General features: G+C 39.1%; 21 protein-coding genes. 9 read left to right on the plus strand and 12 right to left on the minus strand.

The window, feature by feature from the left end:
* Positions 1-104: 104 nt before the first annotated feature.
* Positions 105-452: a divalent-cation tolerance protein CutA gene (gene cutA, locus CYG50_RS05720; protein WP_102139302.1), complete on the minus strand. Its 348-nt coding sequence runs from the start codon at positions 450-452 to the stop codon at positions 105-107.
* A 641-nt stretch (positions 453-1,093) separates the two neighbouring features.
* Here cutA and CYG50_RS05725 point away from each other — a divergent pair.
* The 3 genes from CYG50_RS05725 (at position 1,094) to CYG50_RS05740 (ending at position 4,629) form a co-directional block, all read left to right on the plus strand.
* Positions 1,094-2,566 (plus strand): anion permease, encoded by a 1,473-nt coding sequence (locus tag CYG50_RS05725; protein ID WP_102139301.1) that lies wholly within the window; start codon positions 1,094-1,096, stop codon positions 2,564-2,566.
* 639 nt (positions 2,567-3,205) lie between these two features.
* Entirely contained in the window at positions 3,206-4,078 is an 873-nt protein-coding gene (locus CYG50_RS05735; RefSeq protein ID WP_102139299.1) for a DMT family transporter, read from the plus strand.
* A 230-nt stretch (positions 4,079-4,308) separates the two neighbouring features.
* Positions 4,309-4,629: a hypothetical protein gene (locus CYG50_RS05740; RefSeq protein ID WP_102139298.1), complete on the plus strand. Its 321-nt coding sequence runs from the start codon at positions 4,309-4,311 to the stop codon at positions 4,627-4,629.
* Between the two features lie 53 nt (positions 4,630-4,682).
* Here the strand turns inward: CYG50_RS05740 and CYG50_RS05745 are convergent, their stop codons facing one another.
* Entirely contained in the window at positions 4,683-5,774 is a 1,092-nt protein-coding gene (locus CYG50_RS05745) for an NADH:flavin oxidoreductase/NADH oxidase (protein WP_102139297.1), read from the minus strand.
* Positions 5,775-6,316: 542 nt separating this feature from the next.
* On the opposite strand from CYG50_RS05745, the gene CYG50_RS05750 reads away from it, so the two are divergent.
* Positions 6,317-7,633 carry a CitMHS family transporter gene (locus CYG50_RS05750; RefSeq protein WP_102139296.1) on the plus strand — a complete coding sequence of 439 codons (1,317 nt, stop codon included), beginning with the start codon at positions 6,317-6,319 and terminating at the stop codon, positions 7,631-7,633.
* A 108-nt stretch (positions 7,634-7,741) separates the two neighbouring features.
* On the opposite strand, the gene CYG50_RS05755 is transcribed toward CYG50_RS05750, so the two are convergent.
* Positions 7,742-8,521 carry an LEM-3-like GIY-YIG domain-containing protein gene (locus tag CYG50_RS05755; RefSeq protein ID WP_102139295.1) on the minus strand — a complete coding sequence of 260 codons (780 nt, stop codon included), beginning with the start codon at positions 8,519-8,521 and terminating at the stop codon, positions 7,742-7,744.
* 347 nt (positions 8,522-8,868) lie between these two features.
* Here CYG50_RS05755 and CYG50_RS05760 point away from each other — a divergent pair, with 347 nt between their 5' ends.
* Positions 8,869-9,579: an RNA ligase family protein gene (locus CYG50_RS05760; RefSeq protein ID WP_102139327.1), complete on the plus strand. Its 711-nt coding sequence runs from the start codon at positions 8,869-8,871 to the stop codon at positions 9,577-9,579.
* Positions 9,576-10,715: an AAA family ATPase gene (locus tag CYG50_RS05765; RefSeq protein ID WP_102139294.1), complete on the plus strand. Its 1,140-nt coding sequence runs from the start codon at positions 9,576-9,578 to the stop codon at positions 10,713-10,715. The genes CYG50_RS05760 and CYG50_RS05765 overlap by 4 nt, the downstream gene beginning before the upstream one ends.
* Positions 10,716-10,759: 44 nt before the next feature.
* Here the strand turns inward: CYG50_RS05765 and CYG50_RS05770 are convergent, their stop codons facing one another.
* Entirely contained in the window at positions 10,760-11,812 is a 1,053-nt protein-coding gene (locus CYG50_RS05770) for a 4-oxalomesaconate tautomerase (protein ID WP_102139293.1), read from the minus strand.
* Positions 11,813-11,935: 123 nt separating this feature from the next.
* Between CYG50_RS05770 and CYG50_RS23415 the strand changes: the two genes are divergently transcribed.
* Positions 11,936-12,082 carry a hypothetical protein gene (locus tag CYG50_RS23415; RefSeq protein WP_168222829.1) on the plus strand — a complete coding sequence of 49 codons (147 nt, stop codon included), beginning with the start codon at positions 11,936-11,938 and terminating at the stop codon, positions 12,080-12,082.
* Between the two features lie 173 nt (positions 12,083-12,255).
* On the opposite strand, the gene CYG50_RS05775 is transcribed toward CYG50_RS23415, so the two are convergent.
* The 7 genes from CYG50_RS05775 to citC form a co-directional block, all read right to left on the minus strand.
* Positions 12,256-13,689 carry an anion permease gene (locus tag CYG50_RS05775; RefSeq protein WP_102139292.1) on the minus strand — a complete coding sequence of 478 codons (1,434 nt, stop codon included), beginning with the start codon at positions 13,687-13,689 and terminating at the stop codon, positions 12,256-12,258.
* Positions 13,690-13,938: 249 nt separating this feature from the next.
* On the minus strand, positions 13,939-14,829 hold the full coding sequence (gene citG, locus CYG50_RS05780; protein WP_102139291.1) for a triphosphoribosyl-dephospho-CoA synthase CitG: 891 nt from the start codon (positions 14,827-14,829) through the stop codon (positions 13,939-13,941).
* On the minus strand, positions 14,816-15,355 hold the full coding sequence (gene citX / locus CYG50_RS05785) for a citrate lyase holo-[acyl-carrier protein] synthase (protein ID WP_102139290.1): 540 nt from the start codon (positions 15,353-15,355) through the stop codon (positions 14,816-14,818). Before citX ends, citG begins: the two co-directional genes overlap by 14 nt.
* A gap of 3 nt (positions 15,356-15,358) precedes the next feature.
* Positions 15,359-16,885 carry a citrate lyase subunit alpha gene (gene citF, locus CYG50_RS05790; protein WP_102139289.1) on the minus strand — a complete coding sequence of 509 codons (1,527 nt, stop codon included), beginning with the start codon at positions 16,883-16,885 and terminating at the stop codon, positions 15,359-15,361.
* A gap of 10 nt (positions 16,886-16,895) precedes the next feature.
* Positions 16,896-17,792: a citrate (pro-3S)-lyase subunit beta gene (gene citE, locus CYG50_RS05795; RefSeq protein WP_102139288.1), complete on the minus strand. Its 897-nt coding sequence runs from the start codon at positions 17,790-17,792 to the stop codon at positions 16,896-16,898.
* The gene (citD, locus tag CYG50_RS05800) at positions 17,792-18,088 is read right to left on the minus strand and encodes a citrate lyase acyl carrier protein (protein WP_102139287.1); all 297 of its coding nucleotides are present in this window, start codon (positions 18,086-18,088) and stop codon (positions 17,792-17,794) included. Before citD ends, citE begins: the two co-directional genes overlap by 1 nt.
* On the minus strand, positions 18,085-19,161 hold the full coding sequence (gene citC / locus CYG50_RS05805; protein ID WP_168222830.1) for a [citrate (pro-3S)-lyase] ligase: 1,077 nt from the start codon (positions 19,159-19,161) through the stop codon (positions 18,085-18,087). Before citC ends, citD begins: the two co-directional genes overlap by 4 nt.
* Positions 19,162-19,529: 368 nt before the next feature.
* Between citC and dpiB the strand changes: the two genes are divergently transcribed.
* Together dpiB and dpiA are read left to right on the plus strand one after the other, a co-directional pair.
* Entirely contained in the window at positions 19,530-21,158 is a 1,629-nt protein-coding gene (dpiB, locus tag CYG50_RS05810; RefSeq protein WP_102139285.1) for a sensor histidine kinase DpiB, read from the plus strand.
* 1 nt (position 21,159) lies between these two features.
* A complete protein-coding gene (dpiA, locus tag CYG50_RS05815; protein ID WP_102139284.1) occupies positions 21,160-21,840 on the plus strand; it encodes a two-component response regulator DpiA in 681 nt (226 codons plus the stop codon).
* A 113-nt stretch (positions 21,841-21,953) separates the two neighbouring features.
* Here dpiA and CYG50_RS05820 read toward each other — a convergent pair whose 3' ends face one another.
* Positions 21,954-22,982, minus strand: a complete 1,029-nt coding sequence (locus CYG50_RS05820; RefSeq protein ID WP_102139283.1) for a tetratricopeptide repeat protein — start codon at positions 22,980-22,982, stop codon at positions 21,954-21,956.
* Positions 22,983-22,992 lie beyond the last annotated feature (10 nt).

Raw genomic sequence — 22,992 nt, forward strand, 5'->3', positions numbered from 1 at the left:
TTAATTTACGGTAAACCATAGCCGACCAGTTGAATTTATTTATACAAAATGATTCTAGCTCACAATTTATAACGTTATAGTTATTAAATTCAGATTAATACCTATTATTTAACGGAGCTAATCAGCCATTGTAGATAATTATCTTCAATTTGGCTTGGGTCTAAGCGAATGAGTTCTGGAGTTTTATATGGGTGTACTTCTTTTATTGCATTAAACAAATTGAGTTGATTCCCTTGGGTTGTTTTGATCAAGAGTAAGATCTCCTTATCTTGCGTGATATTACCATGCCATAGATAAACAGATGTTATTTCAGGGAGTAAAGAAACACATGCAGCTAAACGATTGGCTAGTAAATGTTGGGTAATTTTAATTGCACTTTCATGGCTATTAGTCGTGCATAACACAATACATGGGCGTTGAGCATTTGTGGAGTAAATTTGTTCAGTGGACATTTCATTTCCTTCTTAGTCATATTTGGATGTGTTTTATTGCTCATATTTATAGATTAGGAATAAAAATTGTATTGGGAAAAAGCATAATCACTATAAGTGTTTTTTAGCATGATCAGATTAGATAATAACTAATGATAATTAAGTAGAAGGTATTGCTTCAATAGTGGGTTGCTCGTTTTTTAAGCAAAAACTACCATTGTTATAATTTTTTATATATTCAATATAATTTAGAATATTTCTTGGTTTTATTTTATTAATTCGATTCAGCAAGCATAAATTGAGGGTAAACTATAAAAATAATTGAAATTTTAGTATATTAAGAAACAAATTAGATTATGTGATAAATGTGAGTGTATGTGTTGCTAGCCTAGTAATAGAACAAATAATAAGCCCAGTTTTATTTTTACCCTTATTAATATAAGTGTAGGCTTACCTTTTTGTGCGAAAAATATGAAAGGTTAATCACTGAAATAATATATTACGTTTAGTTACAAAATAAATTACATTTTTTTATAAAAGAATCTACGTACTGATAAATATCAAGGTTTTTGAGCTATATATTGTTAATCTAAAGATAAAATTAGAATATATAACTGAAATTACTCTGTATTTCCATCTTTAAACGTGTATGGATGAACCCTATGAATAAGCTGACACCTTTAAAACCTGTTCCAACGTTAATCGCAGTTGCAATAACATTAATTATTTGGTTTTTAATTCCTGTTCCTGAAGGTGTTAATCCAAATGCGTGGCATCTTTTAGCATTATTTGTAGGCACAATCGCTGCGATTATTGGTAAGGCTTTACCAATAGGTGGTGTTTCTATTGTCGCTATCTCATTAGTTGCAGTTACCGGGGTGACTAATCCAGAATCAACTAAAGGGGCAATTGCGGATGCATTAAGTGGTTTTTCTAATGACTTAATTTGGTTAATTGGTATTTCTATCATGGTTTCCATGAGCTTGAACAAAACAGGTTTAGGGGCAAGGATAGGCTATTATGTCATTTCTTTATTTGGTAAAAAAACATTGGGTATTGCTTATTCATTGGCAATAGCAGAAACAATATTGGCTCCTGTGACACCAAGTAATACTGCACGAGGTGGGGGAATTATTCACCCAATTATGCGTTCTATCGCTGATAGTTTCGGGTCTAAGGCAGATGATGGTACTGCTGGGAAAATCGGTCGTTACTTGGCTTTGGTCAATTACAATATTAACCCGATTACGTCTGCAATGTTTATTACGGCAACAGCCCCCAACCCACTGATAGTCAGCCTGATTGTAAGTGAATTAGGGCAAAAAGGGGAGCTAACTTGGGGAATGTGGGCCATTGCAGCATTTGTGCCTGCCATTATCTCCTTGATTTTAATGCCTCTGGTCATTTATTTGATGTACAAGCCTGAAATCACCTCTACGCCGGATGCGCCTAATTTTGCCAAAGAACGTTTACAGCAATTAGGGCCAGTTTCATTACCTGAAAAATTAACATTAGCTGTTTTTGGGTTGCTATTACTGATGTGGGCAGGTGTACCTGCAATGATTTTTGGACCTGCATACAGTGTGAATGCAACAACAGCAGCATTTATTGGCTTAAGTATTTTATTAGCAACAGGTGTTATCAATTGGGATGATGTCTTAAAAAATAAAGGGGCTTGGGATACGGTAGTTTGGTTCTCCGCTTTGGTGATGATGGCATCTTTCTTAGGAAAATTAGGCCTAATTAAATGGATGTCAGTTTCAGTCGAAGGTGCCATTGCGAGTATGGGAATTAGCTGGGTATGGGGGATGTTGATCCTTGTTCTTATCTATGTTTATTCCCACTATTTCTTTGCTAGTACAACCGCACATATTACCGCAATGTATGCTGCATTTTTAGCTGCGGGCTTATCTCTTGGTGCACCGCCAATGTTGTTAGCTTTAACGCTTGCTTTCTCATCATCATTAATGATGTCATTAACTCATTATGGAACAGGTACTGCACCCATTATTTTTGGTTCTGGCTATGCCACATTAGGCGAGTGGTGGAAAACCGGTTTTGTTATGAGTGTCGTTAACTTAGCCATCTGGTTCTTTATTGGTAGCGTTTGGTGGAAGTTCTTAGGTTACTGGTAATTAGCTAAATTAGAGATTGAAGATATTTAATAGAAATCGGGCTAACAGCTCGATTTCTTCTTTTAAAACCCCATGCTATAAATAAGTGGCTATTGTCATAACCAAGCCACTAATTATCGAAATCAGCATCACTTTTCCCCAACTGAAGACTGACGACGATTTTAATGCATGTTGCCATAACAAACTTATCTCATCCGCATGCGCATATTTTCTCTTATTGATCGCAATCTTAATTTTTTTGATTGTATCGTTATCTACCGGTAATGTTTTTTGAATAACCATGCTATGACCTTCCATTAAGTTGAAGATGCAACTTCAATCAGTAAGACTGGTACTTGTTTGCCTACCTTGATTATCTCAGGTCATGTAAAAAGAAAAATTGATGAGCTTGTATGCAAACTTCCTCATTTATCGTATTTGAAATGAGACTTAATCTATTTAATAAGAAAAAAGGCGGCTTGGAAGTAAACTTATCGTTATTAAGAGGAAATGGCTCTTAATTTAAGGTCATATTTATCATTTTTTACGAAACATTATTATTTGGAGCGGTTGGAGATAAAGGCCATAAATGTGATTGGTTTAGATGAAAAAGCCAGTATGATGTAGCAGAGAGTCTTTTTAATTTATCCAGAGGAACACATGTATTCGCAAAGAAAGGCAGAATTTTTCTTGGTGCTTACCACGATAATTGCAGCTTGGGGATGGGTATTTTCCCGAGAAGCAGTGCAGGGAATGCCAATATTTGCCTTCCTAGGTAGCCGTTTTTTATTCGCAGCCATCATTTTAGCTCCTTTTTGTCGGGGGAAAAAAAATAGAATAGCGGTGAAGCAATTACCCAAAATATTAATGACAGGCGGTTGGATGTCATTAAATATGGTGCTTTGGATCCACGCAGTTGCGATAACAGACTCAATTGGCGAAGGGGCTTTTATCATGAGCCTGGCGATGTTGTTTGTTCCCTTAGTCGCATGGGTGATTTTAAAAAATAAACCTGTACGTTATTTCTGGGAGGCACTTCCTGTCGCTGTATTAGGGCTGGCATGTTTAACACTATTCAAGGCTCAGCTTGAGTTTAAAGCAAGCCAACTTTGGTTTCTTGGCGCCGCAATTGTTCAGGCTATCTATTTTTGTTATACCAGTTTATATACTCGAACAATTCCTCTTTTACCGTTAACGACCATTCAACTTGCCTGTACTGGAATTACAGGACTAGTTTTGTCACTTTTTTTAGAAGAGTGGCCAAGTAGCATCACGATACCCACTATGATGTGGTTTATTGCTAGTGTAGTGATAGCAACGAGTTTACGGTTTGTATTACAGCTTATCGGCCAAAAAAATACCACCGCAGGAAATGCCGCAATTATTATGATCCTTGAACCTGTTATGACCGTATTTGTAGCGGCTATTTGGTATAGTGAAAGAATGCCTTTTATCCAAATTGTTGGCTGTGTGCTAATTTTATCATCATTATTCTATTATCGATGGCGTTGTTCTAATTCATTACCTAAGTAAAATACAGATAATAAAAGATGGGGCAATACAGATTTTTTATAAGAAAACAGCTATGATTAATATGAATAGTCAGTGATAGGGATATTAATCTTAATAAGAACGTCTTATTTGGTGAATTAAGATTAATGGTATTGAAAACATAAACGAGATATCCAAAATAGCGTGAACTAGAAATAATAGGGGTTTATTATTATCATCTTAGTTAAAGCTAAATAGGAAATGGGCATAAAATGAAAAAATTAGCATTAATATTAGGTATGGCGGGAGCGATGGCTGTGCTGTCTGCATGTTCTGATGAAAAATCAGAAGTTGCTGAATACAAAGAAAATTTTGTAAATACTTGTGTGGTTGCATCTGGTAATCCTCAAGGTGAAACGGCAAAAGCAGTGACTGCAATTTGTGGTTGCGCCTACGACAAAACAATTGAGAAATATGGTTTGGCCGAGTTTAAACGTATGGATGCGGAGCTAGAAAAATCAGGTACTGCAGAACCTGAATTCCAAAAAACGATGATTGAATTTGTGCAACAGTGTTCGACTAACGCGCGTTAATTATTTATTACTCGCAGCTATTATCAATTAGCAATAGCTGCGAGTTTATTACCTTACTTAAATAAGTGCTTAAATTGATGTGGGGCACAGCGCCGGTATTGTGGCGCAACGTCTATTTGTTCATTCAATTCACTCGCTGCTCGCCAAGGCCATCGTGGCTCAAATAAAATCCCCCTACCAATAGCGACAAAATCAGCTTGATGGGTTGCAACAATGGCTTCTGCTTGTAAAGGTTCGGTAATAAGGCCTACTGCAATAACAGGCATCATGGTGTTTTCATGAATAGCTTGGGCTAAAGGGACTTGATAATTTGGACTTAATGGTATCTGTTGCTCAGTTGATAAGCCACCTGACGAAACGTGGACATAATCACAACCCAAATCCTCTAATAATTCTGTTAGCTCAATTGATTCTGGTACATTCCAACCCGATTCAAGCCAATCTGTTGCGGAGATCCGCACGCCAATTGCAACATTAGGGTTAATTATTTCTCTCATCTCATGAAAAATATTAGTAAGTAAGCGGGTACGCCCTTTAAAGCACCCACCATATTCATCTTGTCGTAAGTTTGATGCCGGTGATAAGAATTCATGCAGTAAATATCCGTGAGCAGCATGGATCTCAATAACGTCAAAACCGGCTTTTTCAGCACGAATTGCAGCGTCAATAAATTGCTGTTTGACCTGTAGAATTTCATCAATAGTTAATGCATGTGGGATTGCATTCTCACCAAAAGCGATTGCTGATGGTGCAACGGTTTGCCAACCATTTGGTTGTGTAGGATGGATACTTTTACCCCCTAACCAAGGTAACTCGGTTGATGCTTTTCTACCTGCGTGGGCGATTTGTACCCCTAAACGCGCATCTGAAAAATGTCTGATATCGCTGAGCATTTTCTGCATGGCTACCATTTGTTCGTCATTCCATAAGCCTAAGTCTTTGTGGGTAATACGTCCTTCAGGAACAACGGCACTGGCTTCTACAATCACTAAGGAGGCCCCTGACAAGGCAAGGTTCATATAGTGGGCGTTATGCCACGCTGTTGGCATGCCATTTTCTGCAGAATATTGACACATCGGGGGAACAATAATTCTATTTTTCAGCGAAACTTGGCCTATTGATGCAGGTGAAAAAAGGCGGCTCATTGGAACATTCCTTATTAGCAAACTTAAATTATTTTAATATTATACTTAGTTCTCCAAATTTTTTTTGTGAGATGGTGTGGTATTACGGGCTAAATTTTGTTTTTACAGCGGATCGGTGATAGAAAATCAAGTAAATTTTTGCATATTTGGCCAAAAGCATAAAAAGTATATTTCCCTAGCAACATGATGAAAAAAGAGGGAAAAAAGATAAAAAAATAAGATAAAAAATAAAATATTATAATAGTTATTAATTTTTGATTGTTATAATTCTGTAACTTATAAATAAAATTAATATTCACCATTGTGGAGTGGCGTTAATGTCCTCTTATGGTTTTAATGGTTCTAATAGAGAATAAAGCTATTTTTTTATTTTAAATGATAATTTAAATAAGAATTAATGCATTGTTTGTGAAGCAAAATTATAAAATATTCCTTGCGGTTATATTAAATGGTTTATATAAGAAACATGCTTATTAAGCTAATGCGAGCCAAGCTGAATTTTGTGTTCACCTGAAAAATATAATTCTAAGAAGGAAGTTGATGTGCTGACAATTATTGGTATTTTAATCATTATATCGATAGTAACATTATTGATGATGGGGAAAGTTAGCCCAATTATCGCAATGTCTTGTATTCCCTTTATTGGTGCTTTATTTGCTGGTTACTCTGTTGCTGAAATTTCAGTATTCTTTGAAAGCGGAATTAATAAAGTTTCAAAAGTCGCAGCTATGTTTTTATTTGCGATTTTATTTTTTAGCTTAATGAAAGACCTGCATATTTTTGATCCGTTGATCCGTTTAATGGTTAAAATGACGCGTGGGAATATTATTGTTGTTTGTATTATGACAACGTTAATTGCAGGAGTTGTCCATTTAGATGGTTCAGGCGCAGCGACATTCTTAATTATCATTCCTGCACTATTACCTTTATACCGCCAATTGGGGATGAGTCCATACCTTATGTTGCTGCTGATGTGTGCCAGCATGGGGGTTATGAATATGGTACCTTGGGGCGGGCCATTAGGCCGTGCTTCGGCTGTCACTGGAATTGATGCTTCGACCTTATGGCAACATTTGATCCCAGTACAACTCATTGGTATGGGTGGAGCAGTGGTATTTGCTATCTTGATGGGATTACGTGAGAAAAGACGTATTGCCGCGGCAAGTTTGAAAGGAACAACGCCATATGAAATGGATTCTTTGTTACCTGTTAGTGACGACACTGCAGATATAGCGGAAACGGTTCATAAGCCTAAAAAACCACTCATTAATGGTGGGTTAATTGTTGCCTCCGTTGTGTGTTTAGCATTTGGTTTATTATCTGCACCTTATGTTTTTATGATTGCCCTTTCCATTGCCTTGATGGTTAACTTCCCTAACCCTAGAGACCAAATGAAAGTTTTGGCAGCCCATGCTCCGCAAGCATTGGGAATGGTTGCCATTATCTTAGCGGCGGGAGCATTTTTAGGTATTTTATCTGAAGGTGGCATGCTTGAGTCAATCGCAACAGACTTAACCGCTATTTTACCAACAGAATGGGTTTCTAAAGTTCATATTTTTGTTGGTATTTTAGGTGTGCCAATGGATATTTTTACCAGTACCGATGCTTACTATTTTGCACTATTACCAATAATTCAACAAATTGCAGGCACAGTTGGTGTTGACCCATCTTCCGTTGTTTATGCCATGGCGATAGGTAACAATGCAGGAACCTTCGTGAGCCCGTTCTCTCCAGCAGCATGGTTAGCAATGGGATTAGCTGGAATTGATATGGGGCGCCACTTACGTTATTCGTTCGGTTGGATTTGGTTGTTTAGTTTCTTTTTATTAGCGGCTGGGGCGGTACTCGGCTTGTATTAAATACTCTTAATCTGAAGTGCTTGGGAATATTGAAGGTGTTCTCAAGCACTATCAAAAGATGATTATTGCTTTTTCATCTTGAAGACTATTCGTGATATCTGTAATAGATTAATATCCAACCTTAACGAAAGGTGTTCCATAGCTCCTATCTCTATTAATTACTTTTCCTACATAAAGTTTACGAACAGAATCGTCAGCTTTACGTCCGATAAATTCCCACCTATCACTATCACGTTTAATATTGTCTCGAGTAAAATATTGCTGTGTACCTGCTTTTACCCATCCATGCACTTCATAAACTTCTTTAATGATATTGTTATATGTTGCATAGGCGTATTTGATATTACTGTCATTTCTTGGGATATTAGCCCAAACCCCACGGGTTACTTCAAATAAAGAAAGTTCATCCATACCTGATTTATAGAGTTTGTTCAAAAGAAAGGCCAAACCGGAATGTTCTTTTTTAATGTCAACTTGTTGTTCAGTATGTAGATCATGTATCTCGTTTAAACTCAATCGTCCTAGTTTAGTTGTTTTGCCTCTCACTTTATTTGTTAAGCTGTCGACACCCAGTAGATCGATACAAGTAGCTTCCACAACAAATGCGGTATCTTCATCCATGCCATGTCGTAAAATATCAATGCCTAGTTTATTTTGCTTGTGTAATTTCTCTATTTTTTCTTTTTTCTCATTTAATTCTTCAACTAGATCTTTATCTATTTCTTCTGAGTTTATATCAATAGCTTGGTATATGTGTTGTAAGCAACGATCATTCACTCCTTTTCCTATATAAAAAGGGCGACGCTCTTCATCTGTTAGCTCGCATAATGCGTATACGTAGTATTTTAACTTTTTCAAGGTTGTTTTATATTTATCAAAATCAGTCATTAAGTTACTCCAATATTTTTGAAAACCACGTTATACAGGTTAATAAGTGGTTTCAATTCACTGATAAACTAAACAAATAGGCTTATTTGGACTTCTAGATTAATAGGGAGTAGGTGATTTTTGTGTGTAGAGCTAAATTAGGAATAAATTGATAGCCTTTTTCTTGACAAATAGACTAAAATTCAATTGTTTTCCTGCAATTTCGCTAATTTTAACCATTAGCCAAGTAAAAATGAGGCCGTCACTCGGAATAGATATGTAATACCTACACTTGATTTCTCAACAATTAAAGACGCAAATCTAGCAAAAAGATTTGTGGTTATTTCTATTTCTTTAGAGAAAGCATGATGAATATGCAATCAAGAAAGTATGGTAGAACGTATCACTATCCGTTCTCCCCGGGTACGACGAGTGATGATCGCATCAATAGCGATTGGTGGTCGCACATCCAAAATATAGACAAACTGGTTCATACAGAAAAACTGGATGGTGAAAATAATTGTTTAAACCGTCACGGGGTTTTTGCACGCTCTCATGGAGCGCCAACCCAATCAGCATGGAGCCAGCAAATTCGCCAACGTTGGCAGCTGATTAAAGATGATTTAGGGGATATTGAACTATTCGGTGAGAACCTTTACGCAATACATTCCATTGAATATCAACATATTGAAGATTACTTCTATGTATTTGCGGTGAGGCAGGGGGAGTATTGGCTCAGTTGGGAAGAGGTGCAATTTTATGCGGCTCTATTTGATTTCCCAACCGTCCCTCAATTAGATTTATCACTCAGTAAACACATGAGCAAGCAAGAATATGCAAGTTCATTAATTACTGCAGCATCATTAGATAGCCAATTTATTGCGCGTGATACTCACACGGGTAAATCTTGTAGCATGGAAGGTATTGTGAGCCGCGATAGCCAAGGCTTTCATGTGGATGATTTTATGACGCATGTTTTCAAATATGTGCGTAAAAACCATGTTAAAACGGATATCCACTGGAAGCGGCATTGGCAGAGAGCCAAGCTGGCCTTTGAATTACAAGGAGAACAACCATGAGTTGGCAATTAACCCAATGTCGTGATTGGACACAGCTTGAAAAACAGTTCGATTTTGTGCGTGATATGCAGTATGTGCCGCAAGACCGCTTGCACCATGCGGAAGGTAACGTGGCTATTCACACCCAAATGGTGTTAGCTGCTTTAGAAGGTTTGCCTGAATATCAACAGCTTCCTGAGCTTAAACAACAAATCGTTTGGGCTGCAGCCTTGCTGCATGACATCGAAAAACGCAGTACGACAAAAGAAGATGAAGAGGGGCGGATCCATTCACCTGGACATGCCAAAAAAGGTGAGTTATCTGTAAGAAATATATTATTTCGACAAATAGAAACTCCTTTTGCTATTCGCGAACAAATTGCGGCTTTAGTTCGATTCCATGGTTTACCGCTTTGGTTAATGGAAAAGCCAGATCCTGAACGCACGTTATTTGCCGCATCTTTACGGGTTGAAATGTCTTTATTGTGCATGTTAGCTAAAGCTGATGCGATAGGGCGTACGTGTGAAGATAAAGCAGAATTATTGGTCAGAATCGAGCTATTTGAGTTGTTCTGCCGTGAGCAGGGCTGCTGGAACAAACCTAAATCATTCGCGTCAGCGGCTGGGCGCTTCCAGTATTTTCATCATCAAAAAGGCACCACGGATTACCAGCCTTTTGAAGAGGATGGAAGCGAAGTGATTATGTTATGTGGTTTACCGGGGATGGGAAAAGACCATTTCATCAAACGGTTTTACCCACAAACGGCAGTAGTTTGTTTAGATGATATTCGCCGAGAACATAAAATCAACCCAGCAGATAAAAATGCACAAGGGTGGGTCGCTCAGCAAGCGAAAGAACAAGCGAAACAGTTATTACGCACGAAAACCCATTTTATTTGGAATGCGACGTCACTGAGTGCCTCATTACGGGGAACAATGATCAGTTTATTTGAACGCTATCAAGCAAAAATCCATTTAGTTTACTTGGAAGTACCATTTAAACAGTGGCGGCAACAAAATCAACAGCGTCAATATGCGGTACCGGAACAAGTGATGGAAAAAATGGCCGGGAAGTTGGAATTGCCGACGCCAGATGAAGCTCATCAAGTTTCCTATTACATTGATGGCAATTTTGAACCGTTACTTGCAGAAAAATAAAATTCATCACCTGCCTCTAGATAAGAGGCAGGCTATTATTAGTTTTAAGGAACGTATACGTTGCCTTCAAACAGTTTTCTTGCCGTACGAACAATTGAAGCTTGAAGCCCTTCCGGTGAGTTGCCTTGCGGGCTTAATGATACCTCAAATTTACCACTTAAATGCTCAATGGAAATGTTGCTCATATCAACAGGCTGAATGTATTGCTGAGTAATACTGTCCGGGATCATAGTGCTTGTGGCAATGGCAATAGCACCCGTTACGGCAAGCGCACCATGGCATTTATGTGGCATAAAATAGCGGACATTAATTGTTCCACCGTGAATGGCAGGTGAAATCAATATGGGTTTAGGAATGACTTTTTTACTTACATCACCAAGCCCCATCATTGCACCCGCTTTTATACGAATAGCCTCTAGCTTTTGCATAAACTCGGTATCTGCTTCAAGTTGTTCCGCGGTTTCATAACCTGTTTTGTTAAGCTGAGGGGCATCAATTAATACCACTGGCGTCGCCATATCAATGCAGCTGACATCAATACCTTCAATAGTATCAATCGCATGGCCTGTAGGGAGCAATTTCCCTGTTTTTGTTCCACAAGCATTTAAAAATGTCAGTGCAACAGGCGCTGCATGGCCGGGTACGCTAGCAATTTCGGTATTACCATCATAAGTTACATGGTCATCAGGGGTTTGTACCCTAGAGTTGATGAAAGTATTCGTATTTACATTGCGGATCCTAACCGTGGTTGTTTCACCCGTGATGGGCACCAATCCTTTTTCAAGAGCAAAAGAACCCACTGCACAAAGAATATTGCCGCAATTCGGTGCTGTATCAACAAGATGCTCAGTAATAGAAACCTGAGCAAATAGGTAATCAATATCGGCATCAGGGTGGGAGGAAGGGCTAATAATAGCGACTTTACTGGTCTGTGGGCTGCCTCCACCAATGCCATCAATTTGCAAAGCATGGCCAGAACCCATAATAGCGAGGATCAGTTCATCACGTTGTTGAATATCAGTGGGAAGGTCATCGGCTAATAGAAATACGCCTTTTGAGGTTCCGCCACGCATTAGTGTGCAAGGGATTTTTTTCATCTGTTTACCCGTCATATTTCGCGCTGTAGCTGTGTTGGCTACACTCAGCCACCCAAGTCTATGCTCCTTGGGATGTCTTTGTTTTGCCGCCTTGCTACAACGTGAACTATTTAGGGTAAACCCGTGAATACAATGAGGGTGAACCAACCCGTTAAGTATTACGCTGTAGCTGTGTTGGCTACACTCAGCCACCCAAGTTACATACTGATGTATGCTCCTTGGGATGTCTTTGTTTTGCCGCCTTGCTACAACGCGAACTATTTAGGGTAAGCTGGACTAATATTATTAGGTAAACCTAAGAAAAAATTAAGCTTGCTCCAATAAAGTTCACGTTATAGCGCCAAGACTGCAAATAACTCTGGAACAGCGAGAAATTAATCACTTTGTTGTTAAATAGGGCACAATCATGATGGTGCCCGTCGTGTCGATTTATTGACTAAGAATTAAATTAATCCAGTACTGATTAAAATTTCCCACCAACCTAAACCGATAGTCATGTGAACGAATAAACTAATGAAGGCAACTAACCCACCAATGATCCACCAGGAACGGATATCGTTATAACCTGCACCGAATACGATAGGTGCTGCCGCGCCGCCATAGTGAGTAACGCTTCCGCCGTAGGCATTTGAGAACAATAATCCCAGTGCGAGCAACATCGGAGGAGCCCCAGCAACCATGCCCACAGTGGCAAATACCGGAACCATGGCTGCAACGTAGGCACCACCAGAGGCGAATAAGTAGCGAATGGCAACACTGATGAACATGATGACAAAGAACGCTAGCATTGCTTGGTCACCGAAAGAAAGGTATTGGCTCATGGTATCTGCGAGCCACTTGAAGAAACCTGCTTTTGTGAGTACGCCTGACATACTGATAATACCACCGTACCAAATCAGGGTATTCCAGCCGCCTTTATTCTTCAGCACGTCATCCCAAGTTACAACACCGAGGATCAGAGTTAATGCCATAACCGCAATCGCGACGCTAGAAGCGCTGACCCCGATAAGATCAGAGAAAATCCAGCCGCACAGCGCGATAATGAAGACAATACCTAGCAATTTTTCACGCATAGTCATTGGGCCTAAATCTTCAAGGCCTTTGGCTGCGATCTCTTTATTGTTCACCTTTTTCAACTCAGGTGGATACAGTTTGTAGATCATTAATGGCGTCAAAATCAGCATAATTAAACCAGGTACAGAGGCTGCAAGCGCCCATCCGCCCCAACTTAAATGGATGCCCATAATGTCACTCATCATGGCAAGGGCGAGTGCATTCGGTGCCATTGCGGTTAAGAACATATAGCTGGTGGTTTTGGTCACCATATAGACGTTGACGAGGAGGTAGTGACCCGCTTTTCGTGGGCTTTTCTCTGGATCAGACCCTAAAGCAACGGCCACACTATTGATGATTGGAAAAACAATCCCTCCAGCACGTGCGGTATTAGATGGCGTCGCAGGCGCGATAATTAAATCAAGGATTGCGGTTACATAACCGAGCCCTAATGTTGTACCGCCTAACTTGCCAATCAAAATATAAGAAAGACGTTTACCTAAACCAGTAATAACAAAGGCAGCACTCAGAGTAAATGCAGCAAATACAAGCCATGTCGTACCGGATGCATATCCGCTTAAAACTTCACTTGCTTTGACATCTTTAGTCCCTGTTACCCCAATAATTACCGCACTGGCAGCAATAGTGGCTAATAAAATAACAGGCTCTGAATAGGGTTTAAGTACCAATCCAACAATAGCGGCAAGGTAAAGACCAAATAGCAACCATGCAATATGTGGTAGCCCCGCAGGTGTTGGTATTAAAGCAATAATAATTGGAATGGCTATTAAGACTAATAGCTTCCATATTTTTTCTTTTTGCATAAGCCAATTTCCTTGATTAAATCAATATTAAATTTATTTAATATTAAATTGAATGAACTTTAATATTAGGAATTTGTTAAAATGACAATGTTTTTAATATGGCTGTATCTTGAATGAATATAATGAATCTTATTTTCATTACTCATTCATTCTAAGGTATATAATTTATTTAAATAATTAATTGGTTTTTATTTGGTTAATTTGTTTTTATTTTTTAAATTATTCCTGTGTTAATTGATATTAAAATAATTACTTCATGTTAATTAAAGACTGGCTGGGTAATCGGGCAAAAAACCAAGTCAAAATTAATAAATCCGCACTTCCTCCTGGACTCATGTTTAGTTGAATACATTCACTGTCGAATTGTTTAACCTTAACTAAGTCATCATGGGTATTAATACCAGTGACTAATAGCTGTTCTGCGCGTTGCTTTACCCATGTTAATCCGTTGACGCCACCACGATTAACAATATTTGTATCATCATTCAGGCTCATGAGTAGAATTAAGGTATCGAGTAGGGCGATATAGGCTAGTTTACCTTTAGCAAGTTGTTGCAAATAATAAGGAAGTGAATGTTTGATTACTAACGAATAACCGCCTTCCGCTTCACCTCTTGCGCCTGTTAACCCATGTTCCTGATATAAGCGGCGGCCTGCGGTAGGGTTTTCGGTTTTTTGTTTAAGTTCATTGGTAATTCCCTTACACATACTGGCAACCAATAAGCTCACACTTTCAGGTGAAACAAATTGTTGTTGTGCAATCAAACGGCCTATTGCGGTTAAAACTAAACCCAAGGAAAAAATACTGCCTTTATGGGTGTTAACCCCTTTAGTCGCGCGGAACATCGACTTCTCGCAATCTATGCCGATAGGACGAATGAGGGGTAATAGCTGATCGGTAAGACAATTTTTATATTGAGCACCTGCCTGTAAAAATCGAGGAAAATGTACCGCGATGGCATTGGCACTTAAATGAAAGTCAGTGAGTGCCATATCTTTATGAGCGCCGGTATTGTGTTTATCAACTAATCCAGGTTTAGGTGTCAAATTCACTTCGGCTAACATCGCTTGCCATGCTAATTGGCTGTAATAGCGAGTTAATTTCTCATTTATATGGCTGAGCTGTTTAATAGGTTGCATTCGCTAGCTCCTCAATACGATTAAGTATCTCTACCAATGAATGTGTCCGTTGACGAGCACAAATTTTCGCTTCATTTTCACAAACTAAGCATTGCCTTGGTGGTAAATTTAACTGGGAGCGCGAATATTGCTGCCCATTCGCATCAAATACATCAAAATCCCATAATCGACCAACGGGGGACGACTCTTCTAGGTGAATTAACGCCTTTTTAATCTCGATAGCATCGCCATCAACAGCGACCAAACATTCCGGCCCAGTTTTTAGCGCCCACGATTGTTGTGATAAAAACACCCACTGCCCGCATGAAGCAATTTGTTTAAGCGCATTTAGGCCCTGATTAAACACATGTCTAACAAGAGAGTTGTCTTTGACAGCTCCTGGAAAAACGACAGTAAATGAAATCAAGGTTACCTGATGGAGACCAATCCATGCTTGTTGACGAGCCAGACGGGCATCTCGGCTATCCAACAGTTCAGGTAAAGAAATTTCAAATTGCTCTTGAGTATCAGGCAGTGGGCAAAACATAGTTTACTCCTTCACTTGATGTACAACATCAATGACTGAGCCATCACGATAACGCACAACAGCAACTACTTTATCTGTAAATTCAATTGGGTTAGGCGTTCCAGTGAGTAATTGTGCACGCTCTCTTAACCAGCTCATTGAAACGGTTTTGATACCTTGGTTTTCAAGTTGCTGTTTTAATTCAGGGCGAGCAGGGTTAACGGTGATCCCATGGTCAGTGACCAAAATATCCACACTTGATCCCGGCGTTACGCAAGTGAGCACTTCGTCCACTAAAGTTGGAATGCGTCCACGCACTAGAGGGGCAACAATAATAGACAGTTTAGAGGCAACGGCAGTATCGCTATGGCCACCAGATGCACCACGAATAACACCATCAGAACCCGTTAATACATTGACATTAAAGCGTGTATCGATTTCTAACGCACTCAACACAACGACATCAAGCATATCAACAGATGCACCTTTTGAATCAAAACAAGCGTATTGATTTGCACTGATTTCAATGTGATTTGGGTTGCGAGCGAGCGACTCAGCCGCTGCTTTATCGAAGCTTTGAACGTCTAATAATTTGCGAATTAAGCCTTTTTCATGCAAGTCGACAATGGTTGATGTGATGCCACCTAAGGCAAATCCTGCAGTAATATTATGGCGTCTCATTTTATCTTCAAGGAAACGAGTAACGGCAAGAGAAGCACCACCCGTACCGGTTTGTAGTGAAAAACCCTCTTTGAAGTAGCCCGACTTTTCGATAACATCAGCAGCAGTACGAGCAATCAGAAGCTCACGAGGGTTTGACGTCATACGAGTCGCATCTGCCCCGATTTTATCCGCATCACCCACACGTTTAACTTTGACGATATAATCGACTTCATCCTGTTTAATACTGGATGGGTTGTGGGGGTAATCGAGTATTTCTTCCGTTAACATCACCACTTTTTTTGCAGTTTCTGCATCAATTTTGGCGTAACCTAAAGAACCACAGCAAGCCGTTCCGGTATATCCGTTTGCATTACCGTATTCATCACATGATGGTACGCCAATAAATGCCACATCAATAACGAGTTCACCGCTATGAATTAAATTAGCTCTTCCACCATGTGAATGAATTTGTACAGGTTCTTCTAATTCACCGCGTGAAATGGCTTCAGCGAGTGGGCCTCGGATACCAGAGGTATAAATCTTACGAATAACGCCATGACGAATATGTTCAACAAGTGGTGAATGGCAAGCACTTAATGAACTGGATGCAAGTGTTAAGTTGCGAAAACCCATCTCTGCAATAACTTGCATCACCATGTTGACGGTAAGATCTCCACCACGGAAGGCGTGATGGAAAGAAATTGTCATACCGTCTTTAAGGCCAGAACGACGAATAGCGACTTGCAAATCATCACACAATTTGCGATTTCTCGGTTTTTGCACCTGCTGCTGTACTTTACCGATATCTTTAAATTCACGTAGAACATCGTCAATATTTGGTTGTAAGTAGGCTGATACGCGAGCCTGGCGCTGAGTATTATTTGTCATTTTTATTGCCTCACTCTTCCCTAATTCCTGATAATGCTGCTCGTGATAACACGAGGCGAGCTCTGTCAATAACTGGGCCATCGACCATTTTTCCGTTCAATGAAACTACGCCTTTACCTTCAAGGGCTGCAGCATCAGCGGCTTCAACAACACGCTGTGCATGGTCGACTTCTTTTTGAGTTGGTGCATATAAATTATGAAGTAACTCAATTTGTCTTGGGTTAATTAATGATTTGCCATCAAAGCCGAGTTGTTTAATGTGAGCGGCTTCGCGTAGGAAACCTTCTTCATTATTCGCATCAGAATAAACGGTATCAAATGCTTGAATACCTGCTGAGCGAGCGGCTTGTAAAATGGCGCACCGAGCATAGAGGAGTTCTACGCCGTCTGGAGACCGCTCGGTGCGCAAATTGCGGACATAGTCCTCGGCACCTAATGCGATGCCTATAAGTCTTGGTGATGAATGAGCAATATTCACTGCTTGAGTGATGCCCATTGGTGATTCGATAGCCGCTAACAAACCGGTACTACCTTCTTCACGGCCACAACTTTTTTCTATACGTAAGATTTCACTTTCAATATCAATCACATCTTGCGCAGTATCTGTTTTAGGAAGACGGACGACTTTCGCACCACCGCGAACAACCGCTTCAAGGTCAGCAACACCAAAAGCGGAATCTAATGCATTGACCCGTACAATGGTTTCAATATCTTGATAAAGTGGATGTTGCAATGCATGGTAAACTAAGCGACGAGCGGTATCTTTTTCGCGTAAAGTGACTGAGTCCTCAAGGTCGAACATCAAAGCGTCGGCTTTATAAATAAAGGAATTGCTCAACATCGCTGCATTGGAACCGGGAACAAATAGCATACTTCTGCGTGTACGTGATTTTTGTTCTGGAGTCATTATTTATCCTCCCAAGGCAGGTAGTCGATATCACAGGCGCGAGCCAGTAAAGCTTCTAAACGGGCTTTAAGTACACATTCCAGAGCACCTTTATCATCTACAATGATTTGTGCTCCTTGAATATCATGTTGTTGGATAACGTCTTGTACGATTTTTGCGATAGCATCTCCAAACTGTTTTTCAACGCTACTGGTAATTTGTATTGAGACCTCTTGAGTGTCTTCTAGCGGTTCTATGCGAACCATGACATCACTTGATTCAAGTGTGCCAGCTACTGCTGCGTGCTTTATCTTCATATTTCACCTATGGCTAATTCAGAACTTTCGGTGTGGCTTTGAGCTGATGCGATTTGGTTGGCAACCATTTCTTGCAAATATTGATAGGTTGCCTCAGGCACAATCGGCTTAATTGCCGCAAGATCTTTTTTAACGAGCAATCGTCTCACTTGTGAGGCAGAAACTGCCGTTCCATTGATGATTGTTCGCGGAAATTCAACGAGTTCTATAGGTGGAAAATTCATAGCATCGGTTTTTAACCAAAAGCGCATGTCTTGGTTATATTGGTTGGTGACTTGGCAAAAAGGTTCCGAGCCTACGAATCGATGGGTTATCCCCAGAGCAGGGGCGATATATTGGCGAAATATCTTAATGTCTATTTCGGTATAACAGTTATTAGCAACCGTTTTGTCTTTAATAAAGTAGCAAGGAAAAGTCGCCCGAGAAATAATATATTCGGAGCCTTTATGAATAGTGAGGTTTTCTATTCCTTTGGTTCCTGCTTCGATTAAATTTAATCTTACTTTATAAGGAAAACGCGATGTGTCTTCTTTGACAACAAATAGGTGTAGCCAATCACAGGCTTTCGCAGCTTGCTCTATTAAATAGCGGTGGCCTAGGGTGAAGGGATTGGCATTCATGACGATTGCACCAATCTTTTTTCCTTCTTTACGTTGTGCTTTTAAACTTTCGATATAACGCTTTAGATAACAACAACTGTTTTCCATCAACACCATAATATCAGGAACAGTGGCAATGGTATGAAAACCACATTGTTGAAATAGGTTTTCATTTTGAAATTTGGTATAAATAAATAAATGAGTTGTATTATTTTCGTAAGCAAGATTAACCAGTTCTGTTGCTAATTTTAATGCAAGGCCTTCACCTCGAGCTTCATCACTAATAGCAACGCACTTAATAACATTTTTGGCTAATCCTCCACACGCAATTAATTTTTCATTGCGAGAAATAGTAATGAAAACGTCAATGCTTGAATCAAGCTCTAAATCGTTTTCCTTTAAAAACTGAGTTATTTCAGCAAGTTTCCTGTTCTCATGACGTTTTACTTGGTTAAACGTTATGTTTTCGAACATAATAGTATCCTGCATCTCATTTAGAGATGTTTCTAAAATGTTGCTAATGTTAAAGTTAATTAAATAAATTCTCTTTTGCTTTTCTTATAATAATAAATAGATTTTCTTATTTAATTACCCTCATTGATATTTATATTAAAGGTACTGTATTTAATATATTTGACCTATTTCATGTTTCTCAAATGAGATTGTATTTGTTTAATGGTTTTAAAGTTTTTAATTACTTGATAAGTTTTTTATTGCTTGGTTTTAATGTGTTTAATTATTAATATGTGTATTATACCTTTGGCTTGAATCTGATTTATCGGTTATCCTATCATTATTGAGTTAACAAAATTTTTACTTTTCAGCCAGTAACGAGATATAACATGAAAAAAGAATATGCGCTCTCTTCATTGAAAAAAGTAAATTCAGTTTCATTTTCAGTACGAGTATTTTTTCTGTTATTGATAGTTTCTGTTTTTTTAACTCTCGGGTTGGGTAAATATTTTACGGATACAGCTGAAAATCGATTGATTGCGAACATTCAATCATTGGCGATGAGCCAAGCAAAGCTGATTGCTTCTATTGATGGTGTTGTGCAATCAGTAAAGAATAGAGATATTCCGAGGCTGAAGGTTATTGCTGACAAACTAAACCAAGATTCTAACTACGATTATGTGGTTATTGGTGATGAAAAATCAATTCGCTTATATCATCCAAATAGCCAAAAAATTGGTTTTCAAATGCAGTGGAACAAGCCAGGAGCCTTAGAGAAAGGGGAAAGCTATTTCATTAATGGTGAAGGCTCGATGGGAAATGCGGTTAGAGCAAAGACGCCTATTTTTGATGAACAAGGCAAAGTGATTGGCGTTGTGTCCATTGGTTACCTATCCAACAAAATAGACACATCACGTAGTGAATTGTTCGTACAAACAGGTGCTACCTTTTTAGGGATACTGATTATATTGCTCTTCTTATCGTGGGCATTTTCACGTTTAATTCAAAAACAAATGCTGGGTATGGAGCCTGAAGAAATAACGCAATTAGTCTTAGTGCAAAAAGGAATATTTGATGCTGTTTTTGAAGGTATTATCGCAGTAAATATTCAAGGGCAAATAATTAATATTAACTCTAATGCTCGGAAAATGTTATCTCTAAGCAAGCCATTGGGCCAGTTAACGGGCACTTTTGTGTCGGAGCATATTTCGCCAGTTGATTTTTTTATTACTGATATTGAAACGACCAAGCATGATGTAATTTGTGAGTTTAATGGCCTAAATGTGATTGCAAGCCGTGTGGCAATTCGTGATGAAGAACATCTTGTGGGGGCGGTTATTAGCTTTCGTAGCCAAAATGATATTGAATCGTTAAACTCTCAGTTGACCCAAGTTCGTCAATATATAGAGAGTTTACGGACTTTACGGCACGAACACCTTAATTGGATGTCAACACTTAGCGGGTTATTGCAAATGAAAGAGTATGAACAAGCGTTGGCACTGATTAAAGGAGAATCAGAATCTCAGCAACAATTAATTGATACACTCCGTGGGCAGTTTTTTGATAAGCAAGTCGCTGGTTTATTATTTGGTAAGCACCATCGAGCCAAAGAGTTAGGGTTACAATTAAAATTTACTGCAGGTAGCCAGTTACATGAATTACCTAATTCATTAAATAGTACTGAATTTTGTGCCATATTGGGGAATCTACTTGATAATGCATTTGAAGCAAGTTTGCAAAATAATCAGGGTAATAAACAAGTGGAATTATACCTTTCTGATGAAGGAAGGGAGATTGTCATTGAAGTCGCGGATCAGGGGTGTGGTTTCCCGCCAGAAATTCAAAGTAAATGGTTCGAGCGCGGTGTGACAACCAAAACTGATGTGGCAGATAACCATGGTATCGGGCTCTATCTTGTTGCGTCTTATGTTAAACGCTGTAATGGTGCGGTTCTTATTGAAGAAAACCAACCGCATGGTACAGTATTTTCAATATTTATTCCGAAAGTGAAGATATAAAATGATTAAGATAAAAATCCTCATTGTGGAAGATGAGTTGCTGCTTGCCGAAATGCACAGTGAATATATAAAAGCCTATCCTGCATGTGACAAAGTTTGGCTTGCTGGTAACCTTGCAGAAGCAAGAAAAATGGTTGAATACATGAAACCAGACCTGATCTTGTTAGATAACTATTTACCTGATGGAAAAGGCATTGATCTGGTTCACGAATTAATACAAGAAAGAAATAATGCAGACATTGTATTTACTACGGCTGCAAGTGATATGGATACAGTCTCTGAAGCGATTCGTTTAGGCGTTTTTGATTATTTGGTGAAGCCAATTGCCTACGAGCGCTTAGGTCAAACGTTGGATAGATATATTCAACGTAAATCTGTTTTACAAGACAGCAGCAAAACGAATCAAAGTAAAATTGATGATATGTTTAATACCTATGCACGTGGGGAATCTAAGGAAGAACTTCCAACAGGTATTGATATTATTACACTCGAAAAAATACTCGCTTTATTCACAGAGCCTGATGTGCAGTTTACGGCAGAAAGTATTGCTGAAACAATCAAGCTCAGTCGTACCACAGCAAGACGTTATTTGGAGTATTGTTTAGCGAAGGATAAAATCGAAGCTGAAATTGAGTATGGTAAAGTTGGCCGGCCGCAGCGGATTTACCGTAGCAAATTGTGAGTGTTTGTATTCATAGTATATGTCGATAGACGCCCTGCATTGGTTATTACCAATGCAGATTTTCTTCACCTTGTTTATATTGGTGGTACAACAGTAAGCTTGAGAAATAGAATTTATTGCTGTTGATGTTCTAAAATTAACACTTTCTTTTCAGCTCTTTCATGGCCTTTAGCCGCTGCAAGCTGATACCAGCGTAGGGCTTTTTTATCATCAGTTTCAACACCCATGCCATATTGATAACAAGCTCCTGCTGCATATTGCGCATCGGCACTATTTTGCTGGGCAGCTTTTATAAACCAATGACATGCTTTCGCTTGGTCAGCTTTGATACCATCACCGCGTGCATAGATAAGTGCAACATTAAATTGAGATGACATTTCACCTTGTTCAGCCGCTTGGGTTAGCCATTTTATGGCGGATTGGATATCTTTTTTAGTGCCTTGTCCAGTTAAGTACAACATACCTAAGCTATTTTGAGCGGGTGAAAACCCTAATTCGGCTGCGCGGGTAAAATATTGAAAGGCGAGGGGGTAGTCTGTTTTATCATACATACCTACTGCAGCTTGATAACCCAATAAATAGAGTGCTTGAGGGTGGTTTTTCTCAGCGAGAGCAAGGTATATTTTTTGTGCCTTTTGTGGGTCTTTTGTGATGGCCTTCCCTTCTTCATACCAATAGGCTAGGGTGAGCATCGCAGGTTGAAAATGTTGCTCAGCCGCTTTTTTTAGCCACTGTTCGGCTTCTTCTGGGTTTTTCTCTAATAAATTATCAAGGCCGTATAAGGTGTATTCGGCCATATTCATCTGGCCAATAGGGTCACCATTTTCGGCTGCAGTTTGCATCCAATGCAGCATTTGTTTTTCATCGAGTGCAACACCGGTTCCTTGCTGGTACATTAAGCCAAGGTTAATTTGAGCTTTTGTAAACCCTTGATTGGCAGAGAGAAGGTACCAGTGTAAAGCCTGGTCAAACTGTTGATGAGACTGATAAAACATTCCTAAATTAAATTGAGCTTCAGCTTGCCCTTGTTCTGCAAGTGCGATTAGCGCTTCTTCATTGATGAGTGGAGCGGTCTCTTCTGCGAAAGCCTGGGGGGAAAATACGTTAATAAAGATAAAAAATAATAAAAATATTTTTTTCACATGACATCCT

It is taken from the genome of Providencia huaxiensis, from assembly GCF_002843235.3.
GTDB classification, from domain to species: domain Bacteria; phylum Pseudomonadota; class Gammaproteobacteria; order Enterobacterales; family Enterobacteriaceae; genus Providencia; species Providencia huaxiensis.